Here is a 16028-nt window from a genome sequence, read left to right on the forward strand (position 1 = left end):
TCTAGGCGACTGTCGGAACGAGGACCTAATCAGGCCCTAATCAGGCAAGGGGTAGACTTTTTCGAGCCCCGGATCACTCTGGATCGCCCCAGATGTCAAGACCGCGGTCCCGCGAATGGCGCTCCAGCATTCCTTTCGGGTGGTGACATAGGTGCAGTAGGGGTTTTCCTGCCAATCGGCCAAAAAAGCCTCCTTGAGATCCGGACTGTTCTTCGCGAGTTCGGCACGTTTTGTAGAAGCGCCAAGCGCGACACCTGCGCCAAGAGCCGCCAAAAATACCATCTCTGCGCCATAATACGCATCACCCCCAAGGAGACGAAAACGATCTGCATCATGGCCATAAGCCACGAGAAGCGCGTTGTAAGAAATCGGGCTGTCGCCTTGGCCCCAATCGGCCATGTCCTTGACGCGATAGGCGGCATAGTTCTCTTCTCCGAGGTCCGCGATGAAGTCGTCCAGCATCGTTTCAGTCACACCGCGCAGCGGATCGACATAGACGACATGCGGCCCGCCGCTCCCTGCCCGAACAATCGCCACCGATCCGAATTCAGCCTCAGAAGCCTGAGCAATGAGATCATCCATCGGGTCGATACCGGATCGGAAAATGAGGTCACCGGCGCGCCAATCCCAGGCGGCTTCATCCCATTCACCGGCATGTGCTTGCAAAGCAAAAACGCATTGGAGCAGACAAGCTACGCCCGAGATGATTCGAACGCCACCTGTCCCAAGGTCGTTTGACACCTGCCTCAGCATCCACATCTTCTTCTTGCCTCTCAGCGCCACCGTTCCGTTCATCTCATTATCCGGTGATCTACCCGTCCCGTTCGTGTTGAGACACACCTTAGAAACAATGCGACGCCGCTGCCAGTCGCCGGAATCGGATAAGCGGGCATTTGCGCAGCCGCAGACCGGCCGAGATCACCATCTTTGAATACATCAACGGCTTCTACAATCCGCGCTGACGGCACTCAGCATTGGGCTGGAAAGGCCCCGTCGCTTTCGAACGGAAGGTGGCTTAAACGAGCACTTGGGGCGACAGATAAACGTGACAAGTCCATAAGAGAAAATCCGGGCGCAAACGCTGCGGGGATTGCCACATGCCCTGCTAAACATTCCTTTCAGGTGGCATATTTGGTCACGCCCCAGACCCGGGGCGATGTTACCCCACCTGACGCCCATGCGACCAGACGCCGCGAATGACCGGGGTGCCTTCGATCCGCGCGATACGGACCAGATCGGCGTGAAGCCCCTCCGCGATGCGGCCACGATCCATCAGACCCACGGCATTTGCCGGATTCGTTGTCACGGTGGCAATCGCGCGCGGGATGTCGTCCCACAGATCCGCCAAAAGAATGGCCGAGGACATCAGCGCCGAGGGCACATAGTCCGAGGACACCACATCCAACAGCCCGCGCTCGGCCAGATCATGGGCGGCGACATTGCCGGAATGCGAGCCGCCGCGAATGAGGTTCGGCGCGCCCATCATCACCGCGATACCGTGCAATTTACAGGCCTGTGCGGCCTCCACCGTGGTCGGAAATTCTGCCACCCGCACGCCATGCTGGCGCGACACCTCAACATGATCCGCTGTGGTGTCGTCATGCGAGGCCAAAACCGCACCGTATCGGTTTGCCTCGGCCACGGCGACCTCTTCGTGACGCGCGCCATAGGTGTCGCGCAGCTCCAAAAGATGGCTGACATGCTCTTCGAATTGCGTATCGGACATGCCGCGTTTTTTCTGCACATAGTCTTTGAGTTTGGAAATGTCGCGAAACTGCCGTTGCCCCGGTGTGTGGTCCATCAAAGACACAAGACCGATGCGATCCTCGGGGCCGAACTCGGCCATTTCCGCCTCAAGCGTTTCCGAACACACCTCGGCACGTAGATGCAGGAAGTGGCTGATTTTCAAAGCGTTCTGATTGCGCAGCATCATCAGTTCACGTGACAGGGAGCGTGCGTATTTGGCATAGCCCCCCGCATCCCCGGCCCGAATGATGGAGCCCACCCGCATTGCATCAAACACCGTGGTGATACCAACCGAGGCCAGTTCGGCGTCATGGGCGATGATCGCCGCCTTATGCGGCCAATCGACTTTGGGACGCGGTTCGATGTGGCGTTCTAGGTTGTCGGTATGCAACTCGATCAGCCCCGGAATGATCAAATCCCCTGCCACATCAACGGCGCCGGGTACAGAACTGCCGCCCGTGCTCACATCGGCGATTTTGCCCCCTTCCACGCGTAGAGTGCCTTGGATAACCTCGGTCTCAAGTACAATTCGGGCATTGGTCAGCGTAAAATCAGTCATCGTGTCGTCCTGTTGAGAGACGCAGGGTTTGCCCGATCAATGTCACAGAGGTGTGACACAAGAGGGCTAAGGACTGCGCCATGGGGGATTTTGACATGGAAAAGTTTAAAAGATACGCGATCTATTACGCCCCCGAACCGGGGGCCTTGGCGGATTTCGCCGCGGCTTGGTTGGGCTGGGACCCGGTTTTGGGTGTGGTCGTTGCACACCCGGATCTGCCCGGCCTGCCTTGCCCCGTGGCACAGATCACCGAGGCCCCGCGCAAATACGGGTTTCACGGCACGTTGAAGCCGCCATTTCGCCTCTCTGGGCCACTGGAGGCGCTCATTGCCGATCTCGAAGCCTATGGCCGCACCCAAGCACCGGTCGTTTTGGATGGGCTGCGTCTGAGCCAAATAGGTCGGTTTCTGGCTCTGACCCCCACGGGCGATCTCGCACCTTTGGAACGTCTGGCGGGGGAAGTCGTGAGCGCCTTGGATGCCCACCGCGCGCCCGCTGGCGAGGCCGAATTGGCGCGCCGCCGCGCGGCGGGCCTGACGCCCCGGCAAGAGGCCTTGTTGGCCAAGTGGGGCTATCCCTATGTGATGGAGGAGTTCAAATTCCACCTCACCCTGTCCGGCAAATTGACCAAAGAGGAGGCCGTCGCCACCAAGGACGCCCTCGCCCCGATCCTTGCCCCGCTGCTGCCCACGCCCTTTGTCATCCGTGACCTGTGCTTGTTTGGCGAGGCAGATGATGGTCGGTTTCATCTGGTCCACCGTTACACTCTTTCGGGCTGAAGGGCGGCAAGAAAGGCCGCGACCGCCTCGTCGAGGGCGCCATCATTGTTGACGCGGCGCACGGGCAAGCCCGGCGCAATATCATATTCGGCGCGGGCCAGCCGTTTTTCAATCTCAGCGCGGGTTTCTCGCCCGCGTGACGCCAAACGGTCGGCCAGCACCTCGGGAGATGCGGTGATCAGCAAAACACCCATGTTGGGATAAAGCGCATAGGCCTCGGGCAAGATCGCGCGCGAGCCGTTGAACAGCACGTCGCGGCCTTCATTGAGCGCCGTCTCAATCTCGATCGGAACGCCGTATTTCAACCCATGCGCCTCCCAATGCAGCGCGAACTCTCCGGCCTCTAAGCGACGGTCAAATTCCTCGACGCTGACACCTTCGAAATCCTCGCCGCCTGCGGCACTAGGCCGGGTGATCACCCGACGTGCCACTGCCAGATCGCGCCGCACCGCGCGCGCCGCGTCAATCAACGTGTCTTTGCCCGCCCCAGAGGGCCCGACCACGGCATGAAGGCGACCGACCATCTCAGACCTCCTTCGCGGGGGTGAAATCGGAGACATCAATCTCGCGATCCGCCACCCGTGCGCGCGCGGGCGCATCGTGGAAAATCCCGATGATCGCGACACCGCGCGCCTTGGCCTCTTCGATCAGGGTCAAAACGGTTTCGCGGTTGGTCGCGTCCAATGAGGCCGTCGGTTCGTCCAACAACATCGCAGGATAAGTGTGGGCGAAACCGCGCGCGATGTTGACGCGCTGCTGCTCGCCGCCCGAAAAGGTTGTGGGCGACAGCGACCAAAGCGTTTCGGGAATGTTGAGCCGGGCCAAAAGATCGCGCGCGCGGGCAAAAGCCACCTCTTTCGGCGTGCCGATCGAGAGCAGCGGTTCGGCCACGACCTCAAGCGTCGGCACACGCGGCACGACGCGCAGGAATTGCGAGACATAGCCCAAGGTGGCGCGTCTGAGCGCGATGATTTCGCGCGGCTCGGCCGTGGCGACATCGACATCGCCAACCATGATGCGGCCGGACTGGCTAAGATAATTGCCGTAAATCATCCGCATCAGCGTGGATTTCCCCGCGCCCGAATTGCCGATCAATGCCACGCATTCGCCGGGCGCCACGTCAAATGTCGCCCCCGCCATCACCGGGATCACCGCCGCGCCCTGATTGTGCAGCGTGAAAGATTTGGAAACGTTTTCTAGATGGATCATAGGGTTACAGCCATTTTTTCCATTTACATAAAAGATAAGTGCCAAGCCCCGAGCCGATCATCAGCACCGTCGCGATGTGATAGCCGTAGGGGTTTTCGATCCCCGGCAGGTTCGGGAAGTTCATGCCATAGACGGAGGCGACCAAGGTGGGTGGCATGAACAGCACCGCCACCACAGAGAAAATGCGACTGGTGTTGCTTTGCTCCAGATTGATCAATCCAAAGTTCACATCGGTCAGTTGCGACACCCGCGCCGACAAGAAATCGCCATGCACCGCAAGCGCCTGACAATCGCGCACCAGAGCTTTTAAAATCTCACGCTGCGCCTTGTCGCCGCGCTCATCCAACCCAAGGCCAAAACTCGACAGCGCCCTCTCAACCGTCAAAAGCGCATGTCGGTATTTCGCCACCTGTTCGCTTTGCCGCCCTAAAATCCGCAGCGCCGAAGCCAGTTCATCGCCGCGCGGCGGCGGGTCGCGAAACGCGATATGGGATTGCGCATCCAAGGCTTTGCCAACGCCTTCGAGCAAATCCGCCAGACGCGCCACGATCTCTTCGACCAGCCCCAAAAACACCCGTCTGCGCCCGGAACAGCCCGCGCTGGATTGGCCGGCGTGGGCGGCAAAGGTTTCGAACGGGCGCGGCGTGTGATAGCGCACGGTGATCAAACGCTCGGGCGTGATTAAAAAGGCAACCGGGCCAAAGCTCGGTTCCTTCATCTTGTTGAGACCCGGCAAAACCACGGTCAACACTTCGGTATCGCCTTCGCGGTAGAGCCGATTGGAGACTTCGATTTCCTCCATATCCGCCAGCGTCGGCACCGTCACACCAAGGGCCTTCAGTGCCTCCACCTGCGTCTGCAATGGGTTCAGAAGGTCGATCCAAAGCGCCTCTTTGAGGTCGCTTTCAATCGGCATCAGTTCCAATCCAGAGGTCACAAGGCGGTAGGCATAAAGCATGGTGTCAAACCTGAAGCACGGAGGACACGAGCAGTTGCGTGTAGGCGTGTTGCGGATCATCCAAAACCTGATCCGTCAGCCCGGTTTCCACCACATGTCCTGATTTCATCACCATCAGACGGTCGGCCAAAAGCCGCACCACCGCAAGGTCATGGGTGACGATAATCGCAGACAGGCCCATTTCGCGCACCAATCCGCGCAACAAATCCAAAAGCCGCGCCTGAACGGAGACATCCAAGCCGCCGGTGGGTTCGTCCATGAATACAAGGCGCGGGCCGGTGACCAGATTGCGGGCGATTTGCAGCCGCTGCTGCATCCCACCGGAAAAGGCCGTGGGGCGGTCATCCATCCGATCCTCGTCGATTTCGACCCGGCCAAGCCAATCCACCGCCTGCGCCCGAATATCGCCATAATGGCGCGCACCGACGGCCATCAACCGCTCGCCAACATTGCCGCCTGCGGACACGGACATGCGCAACCCATCACGGGCGTGTTGGTGGACAAAGGCCCAATCGGTACGCGCCAGCATCCGGCGTTCGGGTTCGGACATGGTCAACGTGTCGATCAAGCCGCGATCACGGGTGTCAAACAGGACCCGCCCGCTGTCGGTCGGAATATGGCCCGCGAGACAATTCAACAGTGTCGATTTGCCGGAGCCGGATTCGCCCACGATCCCCATGACTTCGCCGGGATAAAGATCAAATGACACTTCGGTGCAACCGATCCGTCCGCCGTAGGTTTTGTGGATGTCTTTGACAGACAAAAGCGGGACGGGCGCAAGCGGTGTGATATGCGCGTTCATTGGGCGGCCTCCTCGGTCGGGCTGAGACACCCACGGTGGCCCTTGGCCTGCCGTCCGGCGCAATAATCAGTGTCGGAACACACGAACATCCGCCCGCCGTCATCATCAATGATCACCTCATCCAGATACGTGTGTTCCGCACCGCAGAGATCACAGGGGTGATCGGCTTTGGAGGGATCAAACGGGTGATCTTCGAAATCAAGCGAAACGACTTTGGTGTAGGGCGGCACGGCATAGATGCGTTGTTCGCGCCCAGCCCCAAACAGTTGGATCGCCGCCATGTCCATTTTCGGATTGTCGAATTTCGGGATTGGCGATGGGTCCATGACATAGCGCCCTTCGACCTTGACCGGATAAGCATAGGAGGTGGCGATATGGCCGTGGCGCGCGATATCTTCGTAGAGCTTCACATGCATCAGGCCGTATTCCTCAAGCGCGTGCATTTTGCGCGTCTCGGTCTCGCGCGGCTCCAAAAACCGCAACGGCTCTGGGATCGGCACCTGATAGACCAAAATCTGCCCCTCTGCCAAAGGCTCCTCAGGGATGCGGTGGCGGGTTTGTATCACCGTCGCCGTGCCGGTTTTTTCGGTCACGGCAATCTCGGCAGTCTTTTCAAAGAACTTGCGGATCGACACAGCATTGGTGGTGTCATCGGCTCCTTGGTCGATGACCTTCAACGTGTCTTCCGGCGTCAAACAGGCCGCTGTCACCTGCACCCCACCTGTGCCCCAGCCATAAGGCATCGGCATTTCGCGGGAGGCAAACGGCACCTGATAGCCGGGGATCGCAATGCCTTTGAGGATCGCGCGCCGGATCATCCGTTTGGTTTGTTCATCGAGATAGGCGAAGTTGTAGTCGCTCATTCTGCCGCCTCCTTGTGCTGGGCTGCAAAGATTTCCGCACGCATTTTGCGGACCAATTCCATCTCGGATTGGAAATCCACATAATGTGGTAATTTGATATGTTCCAAGAATCCGGTCGCCTGAATGTTGTCACAATGATACAGGACGAATTCTTCGTCATGTGCCGGAGAGTTCGACATCTCGACGCCAAGCTCTTTGGACCGCAGCGCACGATCGACCAAAGCCATGGAAATCGCTTTGCGTTCGGTTTGACCAAAGGTCAGGCCATAGCCGCGGGTGAACTGCGGCGGCTCGATCTTGGAACCCGCAAATTTGTTCACCGTTTCGCATTCGGTCAACTCGACCTCACCGATCTCAATGGCAAAGCCAAGCTCGGGAATATCCAGTTCCACCGCGACCTTGCCGATGCGCAACTCACCGACAAAGGCGTGACTGTTGCCGTAGCCGCGCTGGGTCGAATAGGCCATCGACAGCACGAACCCTTCGTCACCCCGCGCCAGCGCCTGAAGCCGCAGCGCGCGGTTGGCGGGCAGTTCCATCGGCTCGCGAGTCAAATCCGGCGGCGTGTCCTCCGAACGGTCCTCGGTCTGGATCAGCCCCTCCTTGTTGAGAAACTCGGTCACATGCGGTGTCGACTCCAGTCGCGGCGCGGCCATCTGTGCCGCCATCGCTTCTCCATCCGCCGCCAGTTTGAAATCCAGCAAACGGTGGGTGTAATCGAAGGTCGGCCCAAGCACCTGCCCGCCCGGTACGTCTTTGAACGTTGCGGAAATCCGGCGATCACACAGCATGGTTTCGGTCTCAACCGGACGCGAATGGCCGATGCGCGGCAAGGTGGTCCGATAGGCGCGAATGAGGAAAATCGCCTCGATCAAATCGCCGCGCGCTTGCTTGATCGCAAGGGCCGCGAGATCGGGATCATAGAGCGAGCCTTCGGTCATCACCCGGTTGACGGCCAGCGCCAATTGTTCGCGAATTTGCGCCACCGACAGTTCCGCAACAGAGGGGTCGCCCCGGCGCTCCTCGGCCAGCCACGCATGGGCGTTGTCAATCGCCCGCTCGCCGCCTTTGACAGCCACATACATCAGTTCGCCTCCATCAGATCGGACACTCTGGTCGTGCGCGGCAGACCCGCAAGTCGGGTTCCGGCGGTGAAATAGAAATCAAGGCCCAGCGGGAACAACCCGGCATTCATTTGAAACGGCGCAAGATCGGGCAGAGCCAACAGGGCGCTGTCTTTGATCCCCGGCCCGCTCAGGCGCATCCCGTCTTGGCGCAGCGCCTCCATCTCCACGATCACCGTGGTCGAGCGATCCGGGTATTCCGGGGTGCCGATGGGGAAGGCCGTGATCGGCGAAAGGGCCTCCCATATTCCAAGCGCAAACATCGCGCGCTCTGGACCCACAATCGGCGCGCCGATGTGAAAGGCGACCCAATCTCGGATGTCCTGCGTGTCATGCGCCCCAGCCAGATAGATCGGTGTCTCCGGGTCACAGAGCGTCAGGATCAGGGTTGCCGCCGCTTCGGATACGGGTGCTGGGGCCTTGGCGCCCGAAATGTCATGGATCGTTCCGGGCCGCGCCAGCGTTTCAAGAGCAGCGCGAAAGGCGCGCGACGAGTCCTGTGGTGGGTTGGTGAAACCACCTGAGAGGCTTTGCATGTCCATCAATCTTCTCCCCGCACCATCGTAAAGAAATCAACCTTTGTGGCGGCTGCTTTTTCGGCGCGCTTAACGCGCTCTGACGCAAGCCCATCTGCCAATGGCGTCACAATCGTTTCCTGCACAGTGGACGCGTTTGCCCCCTGCATCATCGCATCCACGATCGCCGCCTGTTCGGCGTGGCGTGTGTCGCGGCCCTGCACATAGGCGTGGCCGACCTCGCCCGTTTCAAGGCGCAGCGAACAGCGCGTGGCGGTCATTTCGCCCAGATTAAACGCTGTGCCCGTGCCACCCATACGGCCGCGCACCATCACGCCGCCGATCTCCGGCCGACGCAGCCAGTCAAACGCCGGAAGCGCACCGTAAGCCGTGATTGCCGCATTCAAATCTTTGGGATTGGACTTTGCCAAAACACTCATCCAAGCCTTTCGTGCGGCGGAATCTGGCGCCTCATCTTGACTGGGGGTCGGGTTCATTTTGTTCATCTAGACACCTTGCGGATTTGTCTGTTATCCTATACAACTAGACAAATCATCCCTGATCCGCGCCCATACAGCAAGCCCTAATTCGTGAAATTATTATGACGGAGACCCCCATGCCCCGCACGATGCCCCGCACGCCCGTATGGAAATCCATCGCCGAAACCCTGAGCGAAGAGATCGCGCGCGGGCATTATAAGCCGGGGGATAAATTGCCAACCGAGGCGGAATTGTCCGCCCGGTTTGGCGTCAATCGGCATACGGTGCGTCACGCCCTGTCCGATCTGGGCGAGCGCGGCATCGTGCGTTCAAGGCGTGGCGCGGGGGTGTTTGTGCAAAGCGCACCGGTGGATTATCCGCTCGGCAAACGGGTGCGGTTTCACCAGAATATCCGCGCCACGGGACGGTTGCCCAACCGCCGGGTGTTGCGCCTTGAAACCCGGCCCTGTGATGCCACTGAGGCCAGTGTTTTGGCACTTTCCCCCGGAGAAAACGTTTTGATTTATGAAGGCTTATCCCTGTCAGGCGACACGTCCGTCGCGCATTTCATTTCGATTTTCCCGATCACCCGGCTCGCTGGTCTCGACACCCATTTGACCCAAACCACCTCGGTGACGGAGGGGCTCAAAGCCGTTGGGATCGAAGATTATGTACGGGTCGAAACCCGCGTCAGTGCCGAAAGGACCACCACCACTCAGGCGCTGCACTTGGGCCTGCGCGAAGGGGACCCGCTGTTGCACACCGTCAGCCTGAACTCCACGCTCGACGGCATCCCCGTCGAGCGTGGCCTGACATGGTTTGCCGGAGATCGGGTGACGCTAACTGTCACACCGGACTGATCCAAACGTCACGCAGGCGATACAAAGCCTCTGTATTTATTCCTGAATTATTAGAAACGTCTTAAGTGGCAGGTGTGAGTTATGGCGATCCTTCCCCCGCTGCGCTTTACGGGCGCAACCCTTCTTCGTGACGGCATATTGCAACGCCGTTCGCTCTGTGTCGAACAGGGCCGGATTTCGCGCGGCGCCTTTCCCGAGGTCGATCTGTCGGGCTATCTGATTCTTCCGGGCATCATTGATTTGCATGGCGATGCGTTTGAACGCCACATCGCGCCGCGTCCGCGCGCGCCCTTCCCGATCCGCTCGGGCCTCTCCTCTGCCGCACGCGATGCGGCGGCGCATGGGGTCACGACGGCGTGGTTTGCCCAGTGTTGGAGCTGGGAAGGCGGATTGCGCGGGCCGGACTATGCCGAGGAGTTGCTCGGCGTGTTGCAGGCCTTTGCCCCAACCGCCCTGATTGATATTCGCCTGCAAATCCGCTGTGAAACCCATATGGTCGACAGTCGGGATCGGCTTTTGGCCGCGATCCGCCGGTTTGGCGTCGATTACGTGATTTTCAACAACCACCTGCCCGAAGCGATTGACGTCGCCAAGAAAGACCCGATGGAATTCGCCACATGGGCCAAACGCAGCGGGCGCAGTTCGGAAGAATTCATCAAGGTTTTGCGCGAGGCCAAGGATCGCAAATCCGAAGTGCCGCGTCACCTTTGCGCGCTGGCCGAGGCCTTTGATGTGCTGGGCGTCACCTATGGCAGCACGATGACCCGGACGCGGAAACCCGCGAAGAATTCCGCCTTTTGGGCGCGCATGTCGCCGAATTTCCGATCTCGGAAAAGGCGGCGGCTGCTGCCAAGGCGATGAATGACCCGGTTCTGATGGGCGCGCCCAATGTGGCGCGTGGCGGGTCGCAGTCGGGCAACATCTCGGCCCAACGCCTGATCGAACGCGGCCTGTGTGACGCGCTGGTCTCGGATTATCATTACCCGGCTTTGGCGGCGGCGGCTTGGGCCTTGGTGGACAAGGGGGTGTTGCCCCTGCCTGCCGCCTGGGCGATGATTTCCACCAAACCCGCCGAGATCATGAACCTGTCTGATCGCGGCAATCTTGAATTTGGCAAACGCGCCGATTTCGTGATCATGGATGAAGAGACCCGCGAGATCGAAGCCACAATCTCAAACGGCCGCATCGCCTATCTGTCGGGGCGGGTCGGAGAACGCTTGGCGCGCTCCGGTCGGGATGTGCGGATGGCGGCGGAATAGACCCGCCGCCTGTCCACCTACCCGTCCGCCTATTCGTATTTCTCAAGAAACGCCTCGGCAGGCAGAGCGCGAAAATCGGCAAGCGCGCGCTTCAGCGCCGCATGGCTCCAGTCCCACCAGGCCAAAGCCTCCATCCGTTCGGCAATCCCGTCCGGGTAGCGCGCCCGCAGCGGCACGGCGGGCACGCCCGCGACAATCATATAGGGCGCGACATTTTTGGTCACCACCGCGCCCGAGGCCACGATGGCGCCATTGCCGATGGTTACCTCGGGTTTGATGATCGCGCCATGGCCGATCCATGTGTCGTGGCCGATGATCGAGCGCCGGGCAGAGCGCGCGGCAAAGAACGCCGGATCGTCTTCGGCATCGTCCCAATAGTAAGACGAGCGATAAAGGAAATGATGCAGGGATGCGTTTTTATAGGGGTGATCGGTGGGGCCGATCCGGGTGAAAGCAGCGATATTCGCAAATTTGCCCAAAGTGGTGTTGGCGATGTCCGCGTATTGATCGCAATAGGCGTAATCCATGAATTCGGAGTTCAAGACCCGCGCGCCTTTACCAACCTCGCAATAGGCACCAAAGGTCGACCGGGTCACCTCGGCTCCGTCATGGATAAAGGGGGCGGTGGCACTGAGTTTTGGCATGATTTACCTCGTTGAAATCGCGGATGCCTCCGGCGGGAGTATTTCGATCACGATAAAGACTGCAAGTGCTGTCTTCTTTGCAGATCAAATACTCAGTCGCCCTTGATCAATTTGCGCCGCAGCCAGCTTGAGATCGTGTCCATCCCCATCACCATCAAGACGATGAGAATGATGTAATAGGTGACCTCTTCCCAATCCTTTTGGGTGATCATGGCTTGGGTCAGCAAAAGCCCGATACCGCCGCCGGTGATCGCACCAATGATGGTGGCGGACCGGGTGTTCGATTCGAGGAAATAGAGCACTTGCGACAAGAGCACGGGCACGATTTGCGGCAGGACGCCAAAGCGGTAGCGTTGCAGCGGTTTCGCACCTGTGGAGGCGATGCCTTCGATTTGTTTGCCGTCGACGTTTTCCAAGGCTTCCGAGAACAATTTGCCAAAAGAACCGGTGTCGGTGAACAGCATCGCCAAAGCGCCGGTCATCGGTCCGGGGCCAAAGGCACGGGACAAAAGGATGGTCCAGATCAAACCATCAACACCGCGCAGAAAGTCAAACAACCGTCGGGCCAACAGCCGCACCGCGATAAAGGGCGCAAAATTTTTGGCCGCCATGAAGGCCAGAGGCAGCGCGATGATCGCCGCACCAAAAGTGCCGAGAAAGGCCATGAGGATGGTTTCAAACAGCGCCCAAGCGGTCTCGCCATGCCGCCAAATGGCGTTGTTCCAAAAGTCATGCCATGCGCCTGCGATGTTCGGTCGGGTCGGGTCGAGTTGCGGCCCGGTGAGGACCTCCATCAACGAATGACCCGAATAGGGGCTGTCCAACGTGACCCAGAACAACTCCCAGCCGAAGTCATAGACAAAGACCTCGGTGCGCGCTTTGGTCAGCGACAGGCGCGCCGCGTCGGTGGTTATGGTCACGCGGGTTTTGGAATAGGAAATCCAGTCCGGCAAAGCCGTGGTATCGAGATTGAGCGTCACGCCATCGGTTCGGTTTTGCGTCGCCTCGATGAGGCCAAACCCCGGCACGTCATAGCGGACAATGTCGCCGATAATCTCAATGGTGCCGCCATCATCAAGGGTGATCACAGCGGCGTCATCTCCGACCGTGACCCAGCCGGGATAGTTGCTGGCGTCATAGGTGCCTTTGCGTTCGCCTTCGACCGCGACGTCAATGGTGCCGGTCCGGTTGTTACGCTCGACCACGGTTTTGTAGCTGTATGTGTCCGAGACAAGCGTCACCGCATTATCGAGGCGGGCGCGTTCAGCCAGTCCCATAATGTCGAAGGCGAAGAAAATATAGACGAAATAGCCCAACACCAACACCGGCGCGACAAAGGTCAAAAGCCGTTTGCGGGCGATCATCGCGGCGGCGCGATTGTGCATATGTTTGGGATCATCAGAGGGGGACACAAAGCTCATTTGCCGGCTCCTTTGTCAGATCCATAGGTCAGGCGGTTGCGCACATAAGACGAAAGTTGGTCGAAAAACACGATGGTCAGGAACAGCAGGATGAACACGGCAGCGGCCTCGTCAAACTTGCCCTGCCCCCAGGAAATCGCGTTTTTAAGCTCGTAGCCAATGCCACCCGCGCCGACAAAGCCGAGGATCGCGGAGGCGCGGATGTTGATTTCAAAACGCAGCAGCGCATAGGAAAACCAGTTCGGCGCAACCTGCGGGATCAGCCCCAAAAGCATCCGCTGCGGCCAGATCGCCCCGACAGAGGCGAGGCCTTCGAGCGGCTTTTGATCGGCGTTTTCATTGACCTCGGAGAACAGCTTGCCCAGCGCCCCGACGGTGTGAAAGGCAATCGCGATGGCCGCGGGCACCGGCCCGCCGCCCAAGACGAAAATCAATACAAGCGCGATGACAATCTCAGGCACGGCGCGCATCAGGTCCATGATCCGGCGAAACACCGGGATCAAACGCGGCCAAGGCGCGAGGCCCCGCGTCGCCAGCATCGACAAGAGAATGGCAAAGAATGCACCAAACAGCGTGGCAACTGCCGCGATATTGATGGTCTCAACCAATGCCGGAAGGGCATTCTTCAAATGATCCGGCAGGTTGGCGCGTTTGGTCCAGCCTCGGACATCACCTCGGCGGGGAAATCGAGAATATGCGGCAGACCGGGCAAAAACCCGCCGGCATTGCGGTCATTGGCAATGCCAAAGCCGGAGGCCATCAGTAGGACAAAGACCAAAAGCATGATCCCGCCATAGAGACGGCGTTGACGGGTCAGCGCAAGATAATGAGCGCGCGTCGCGTCCAGGGGCGCAGCGGAGAGATCGGCCATGTCGGGAGGTCCTTGTAAAAAGACCCCGCACCAAAGCGCGGGGTCTTGGTCAGATCAAATGATCTCAGTTGGCTTGCGACAGACGTGCGGCCACGATGGATTCGTAGGCGGCATGGGTGATCGGCTGGAAGCCCAAGGTTTCGCCCGCAGCCATGCCGTAGGTGCAATCGGCGTCGGTGTTGATCATATTTTCGACCAGCGCGGTCATGGTGGCTTTGACATCAGCCGGCAAAGATTTGCGCAGCACAACCGGACCCTCAGGGATCGGTTTGGAGCGCCAGATTTCCACGAAATCGTTCATGTCCACAAGACCCGCGTCCACGGCCTTGCGGAAGGCACCGGAGTTGTACCCGTCTTCCCATGCGCCCTGGCCATCGGCCCAGGTCACGCCAGCGTCGATATCGCCATTGTTGACGGCAACGATGGTCTGTTCGTGACCACCGGTGAATTTAACCTCACCGAAATAGTCGCCGGACTCCATGGTGATACCGTCTTTGTACTGCGGGATTTCGATGGAGGGGATCAGATAGCCGGAGGTGGAGTTCGGATCGCCAAAGCCAAAGCTCTTGCCAGCCATGTCGTCGAGCGAGGTGATGCCAGTCTCTTTGCGGGCAAAGCCAATGGAGTGGTAGCCATAGGAGCCATCAAGGTTGATTTTCACCAAAACCGGCTCAACAGCCTCTGGGTCTTGCACATAGATCCCCGCGTAGGAGGACGCGCCGAGCCAGGCCATATCGATTGTGCCGCCCAAAAGGCCCTGCATCACGCCGTTATAATCGGCGGGGGCAAAAAGTTTGACCGGAACGCCAAGGGCCTCTTCGGCATAGGCGCGCAGGCATTCGTTGGAATTCAGACGGTCTTGGGCGTTTTCGCCGCCCAAAAGGCCGATGTTGAATTCTTTGATCTCTTGAGCATGCGCCGCGCCGACAAAGGCGGTGGTCGCAAGAACAGCAGCAAGCAGGTTTTTCATCTGTCTCTCCAGGTTGTATGGCCCGCCCAAGGTTCGGTAAGAGGCGCGCCGGGATGAAAGCGATTAGATCGCGACTTCGGCATTGCGGATTTCGGCCGCTTCAATGTCGTGGTGATCGCGAATTTCGGTGGATGTGGCGGCCTCGGAAAAATCCGCGCCCGCGCCATAAATGTCGCGCGCCACACCGGTTGTGAGCTGTGCGGGGGTGCCGTCAAACACGACGCGCCCGTCACGCATCCCGATGATGCGGTCGCAATAGCGCCGCGCGGTGTCGAGCGTATGAAGGTTGGCGATGACCATGCGGCCGTCCTCGTCATGGATGCGTCTAAGTGCTTCCATCACGGTTTGGGCATTCATCGGATCGAGCGAGGCGATCGGTTCATCAGCCAAGATCACTTTCGGGTCTTGCATCAACGCGCGCGCAATCGCGACCCGTTGTTGTTGTCCGCCAGACAGCGCCTCGGCGCGTTTCTCGGCATGTTGGGCGATGCCCAGACGGTCGAGAATGTCGATGGCTTGGTGAATGTCGCTCTCGGGATAGAGGTTGAACATCGTCGCCAGGGTCGAGCGGCGGCCCAACGTGCCATGCAGCACGTTCGAAACCACATCCATCCGCGGCACAAGGTTGAACTGTTGAAAAATCATCGCGCAGGTCGATTGCCATTCACGCTTGGCCTTCCCCGCGAGCGGCAACACATTGCGCCCCTCAAAGGCCAAAACACCCTCAGACGCCTCGGTCAGCCGGTTCATCATCCGCAAAAAAGTCGATTTGCCCGCACCAGAACGGCCAATGATCCCGATCATCATCGGGCGGTCCACGCGAAAGCTGACGTTGTCCACGGCGAGGTTGCCCCCAAACCGCTTTGTCAGGCCTTTGACTTCGAGCATTCTGATCCCCTCATCTCGTTGCGGGGATAAAGCACAGAGTCTGAAACCTCTTTGTGACGCTCCGGCAAAAGATTTGTAACA

At 59.3% G+C, this 16028-nt stretch carries 18 protein-coding genes and 1 pseudogene; 4 read left to right on the forward strand and 15 right to left on the reverse strand.

What is annotated here, in order from left to right:
• Positions 1 to 36: 36 nt before the first annotated feature.
• Both C8029_RS00640 and C8029_RS00645 read right to left on the reverse strand, forming a co-directional pair.
• The gene (locus C8029_RS00640; protein ID WP_157789809.1) at positions 37 to 666 is read right to left on the reverse strand and encodes a C40 family peptidase; all 630 of its coding nucleotides are present in this window, start codon (positions 664 to 666) and stop codon (positions 37 to 39) included.
• Positions 667 to 1159: 493 nt separating this feature from the next.
• The gene (locus tag C8029_RS00645) at positions 1160 to 2305 is read right to left on the reverse strand and encodes an alpha-D-ribose 1-methylphosphonate 5-triphosphate diphosphatase (protein ID WP_009572256.1); all 1146 of its coding nucleotides are present in this window, start codon (positions 2303 to 2305) and stop codon (positions 1160 to 1162) included.
• A gap of 95 nt (positions 2306 to 2400) precedes the next feature.
• Here C8029_RS00645 and C8029_RS00650 point away from each other — a divergent pair, with 95 nt between their 5' ends.
• Positions 2401 to 3084 (forward strand): DUF1045 domain-containing protein, encoded by a 684-nt coding sequence (locus tag C8029_RS00650; RefSeq protein ID WP_152002024.1) that lies wholly within the window; start codon positions 2401 to 2403, stop codon positions 3082 to 3084.
• Here the strand turns inward: C8029_RS00650 and phnN are convergent.
• From phnN to phnG, 8 genes are read right to left on the reverse strand one after another with little or no spacing between them, the layout of a single operon-like run.
• Entirely contained in the window at positions 3066 to 3608 is a 543-nt protein-coding gene (phnN, locus tag C8029_RS00655) for a phosphonate metabolism protein/1,5-bisphosphokinase (PRPP-forming) PhnN (protein ID WP_152002025.1), read from the reverse strand. The two genes, C8029_RS00650 and phnN, sit on opposite strands and share 19 nt — an antisense overlap.
• Before the next feature lies 1 nt (position 3609).
• Entirely contained in the window at positions 3610 to 4293 is a 684-nt protein-coding gene (phnL, locus tag C8029_RS00660; RefSeq protein WP_152002026.1) for a phosphonate C-P lyase system protein PhnL, read from the reverse strand.
• Between the two features lie 4 nt (positions 4294 to 4297).
• Positions 4298 to 5251 (reverse strand): magnesium transporter CorA family protein, encoded by a 954-nt coding sequence (locus tag C8029_RS00665; RefSeq protein WP_152002027.1) that lies wholly within the window; start codon positions 5249 to 5251, stop codon positions 4298 to 4300.
• A gap of 4 nt (positions 5252 to 5255) precedes the next feature.
• Positions 5256 to 6053: a phosphonate C-P lyase system protein PhnK gene (gene phnK / locus C8029_RS00670; protein ID WP_152002028.1), complete on the reverse strand. Its 798-nt coding sequence runs from the start codon at positions 6051 to 6053 to the stop codon at positions 5256 to 5258.
• The gene (locus tag C8029_RS00675) at positions 6050 to 6916 is read right to left on the reverse strand and encodes an alpha-D-ribose 1-methylphosphonate 5-phosphate C-P-lyase PhnJ (protein ID WP_152002029.1); all 867 of its coding nucleotides are present in this window, start codon (positions 6914 to 6916) and stop codon (positions 6050 to 6052) included. Before C8029_RS00675 ends, phnK begins: the two co-directional genes overlap by 4 nt.
• Positions 6913 to 8001: a carbon-phosphorus lyase complex subunit gene (locus tag C8029_RS00680; protein ID WP_009572249.1), complete on the reverse strand. Its 1089-nt coding sequence runs from the start codon at positions 7999 to 8001 to the stop codon at positions 6913 to 6915. Before C8029_RS00680 ends, C8029_RS00675 begins: the two co-directional genes overlap by 4 nt.
• Complete coding sequence (gene phnH / locus C8029_RS00685; protein WP_009572248.1) at positions 8001 to 8582, reverse strand: phosphonate C-P lyase system protein PhnH; 582 nt, start codon at positions 8580 to 8582, stop codon at positions 8001 to 8003. Before phnH ends, C8029_RS00680 begins: the two co-directional genes overlap by 1 nt.
• Positions 8582 to 9061, reverse strand: coding sequence for a phosphonate C-P lyase system protein PhnG (gene phnG / locus C8029_RS00690; protein ID WP_009572247.1), 480 nt, complete (start codon positions 9059 to 9061; stop codon positions 8582 to 8584). The genes phnH and phnG overlap by 1 nt, the downstream gene beginning before the upstream one ends.
• Positions 9062 to 9171: 110 nt before the next feature.
• Between phnG and phnF the strand changes: the two genes are divergently transcribed.
• From phnF to C8029_RS23070, 3 genes are all read left to right on the forward strand, one after another.
• Positions 9172 to 9894: a phosphonate metabolism transcriptional regulator PhnF gene (gene phnF, locus C8029_RS00695; RefSeq protein ID WP_009572246.1), complete on the forward strand. Its 723-nt coding sequence runs from the start codon at positions 9172 to 9174 to the stop codon at positions 9892 to 9894.
• A gap of 81 nt (positions 9895 to 9975) precedes the next feature.
• Entirely contained in the window at positions 9976 to 10755 is a 780-nt protein-coding gene (locus C8029_RS00700; protein ID WP_502707564.1) for a hypothetical protein, read from the forward strand.
• Positions 10692 to 11153 carry an amidohydrolase family protein gene (locus C8029_RS23070; protein WP_502707565.1) on the forward strand — a complete coding sequence of 154 codons (462 nt, stop codon included), beginning with the start codon at positions 10692 to 10694 and terminating at the stop codon, positions 11151 to 11153. The genes C8029_RS00700 and C8029_RS23070 overlap by 64 nt, the downstream gene beginning before the upstream one ends.
• A gap of 29 nt (positions 11154 to 11182) precedes the next feature.
• On the opposite strand, the gene C8029_RS00705 is transcribed toward C8029_RS23070, so the two are convergent.
• From C8029_RS00705 to phnC, 5 genes and pseudogenes are all read right to left on the reverse strand, one after another.
• Positions 11183 to 11797, reverse strand: coding sequence for an LbetaH domain-containing protein (locus tag C8029_RS00705; RefSeq protein ID WP_009572244.1), 615 nt, complete (start codon positions 11795 to 11797; stop codon positions 11183 to 11185).
• 92 nt (positions 11798 to 11889) lie between these two features.
• Entirely contained in the window at positions 11890 to 13218 is a 1329-nt protein-coding gene (gene phnE / locus C8029_RS00710; protein WP_009572243.1) for a phosphonate ABC transporter, permease protein PhnE, read from the reverse strand.
• Positions 13215 to 14089: pseudogene (gene phnE / locus C8029_RS00715) on the reverse strand (phosphonate ABC transporter, permease protein PhnE). Before phnE (C8029_RS00715) ends, phnE (C8029_RS00710) begins: the two are co-directional and overlap by 4 nt.
• Positions 14090 to 14153: 64 nt before the next feature.
• Positions 14154 to 15059 (reverse strand): phosphonate ABC transporter substrate-binding protein, encoded by a 906-nt coding sequence (phnD, locus tag C8029_RS00720; protein WP_009572241.1) that lies wholly within the window; start codon positions 15057 to 15059, stop codon positions 14154 to 14156.
• Positions 15060 to 15122: 63 nt separating this feature from the next.
• Entirely contained in the window at positions 15123 to 15947 is an 825-nt protein-coding gene (gene phnC / locus C8029_RS00725; RefSeq protein ID WP_009572240.1) for a phosphonate ABC transporter ATP-binding protein, read from the reverse strand.
• Between the last annotated feature and the right edge of the window lie 81 nt (positions 15948 to 16028).

It is taken from the genome of Roseobacter sp. TSBP12, assembly GCF_009129705.1.
GTDB lineage: Bacteria > Pseudomonadota > Alphaproteobacteria > Rhodobacterales > Rhodobacteraceae > Celeribacter > Celeribacter baekdonensis_A.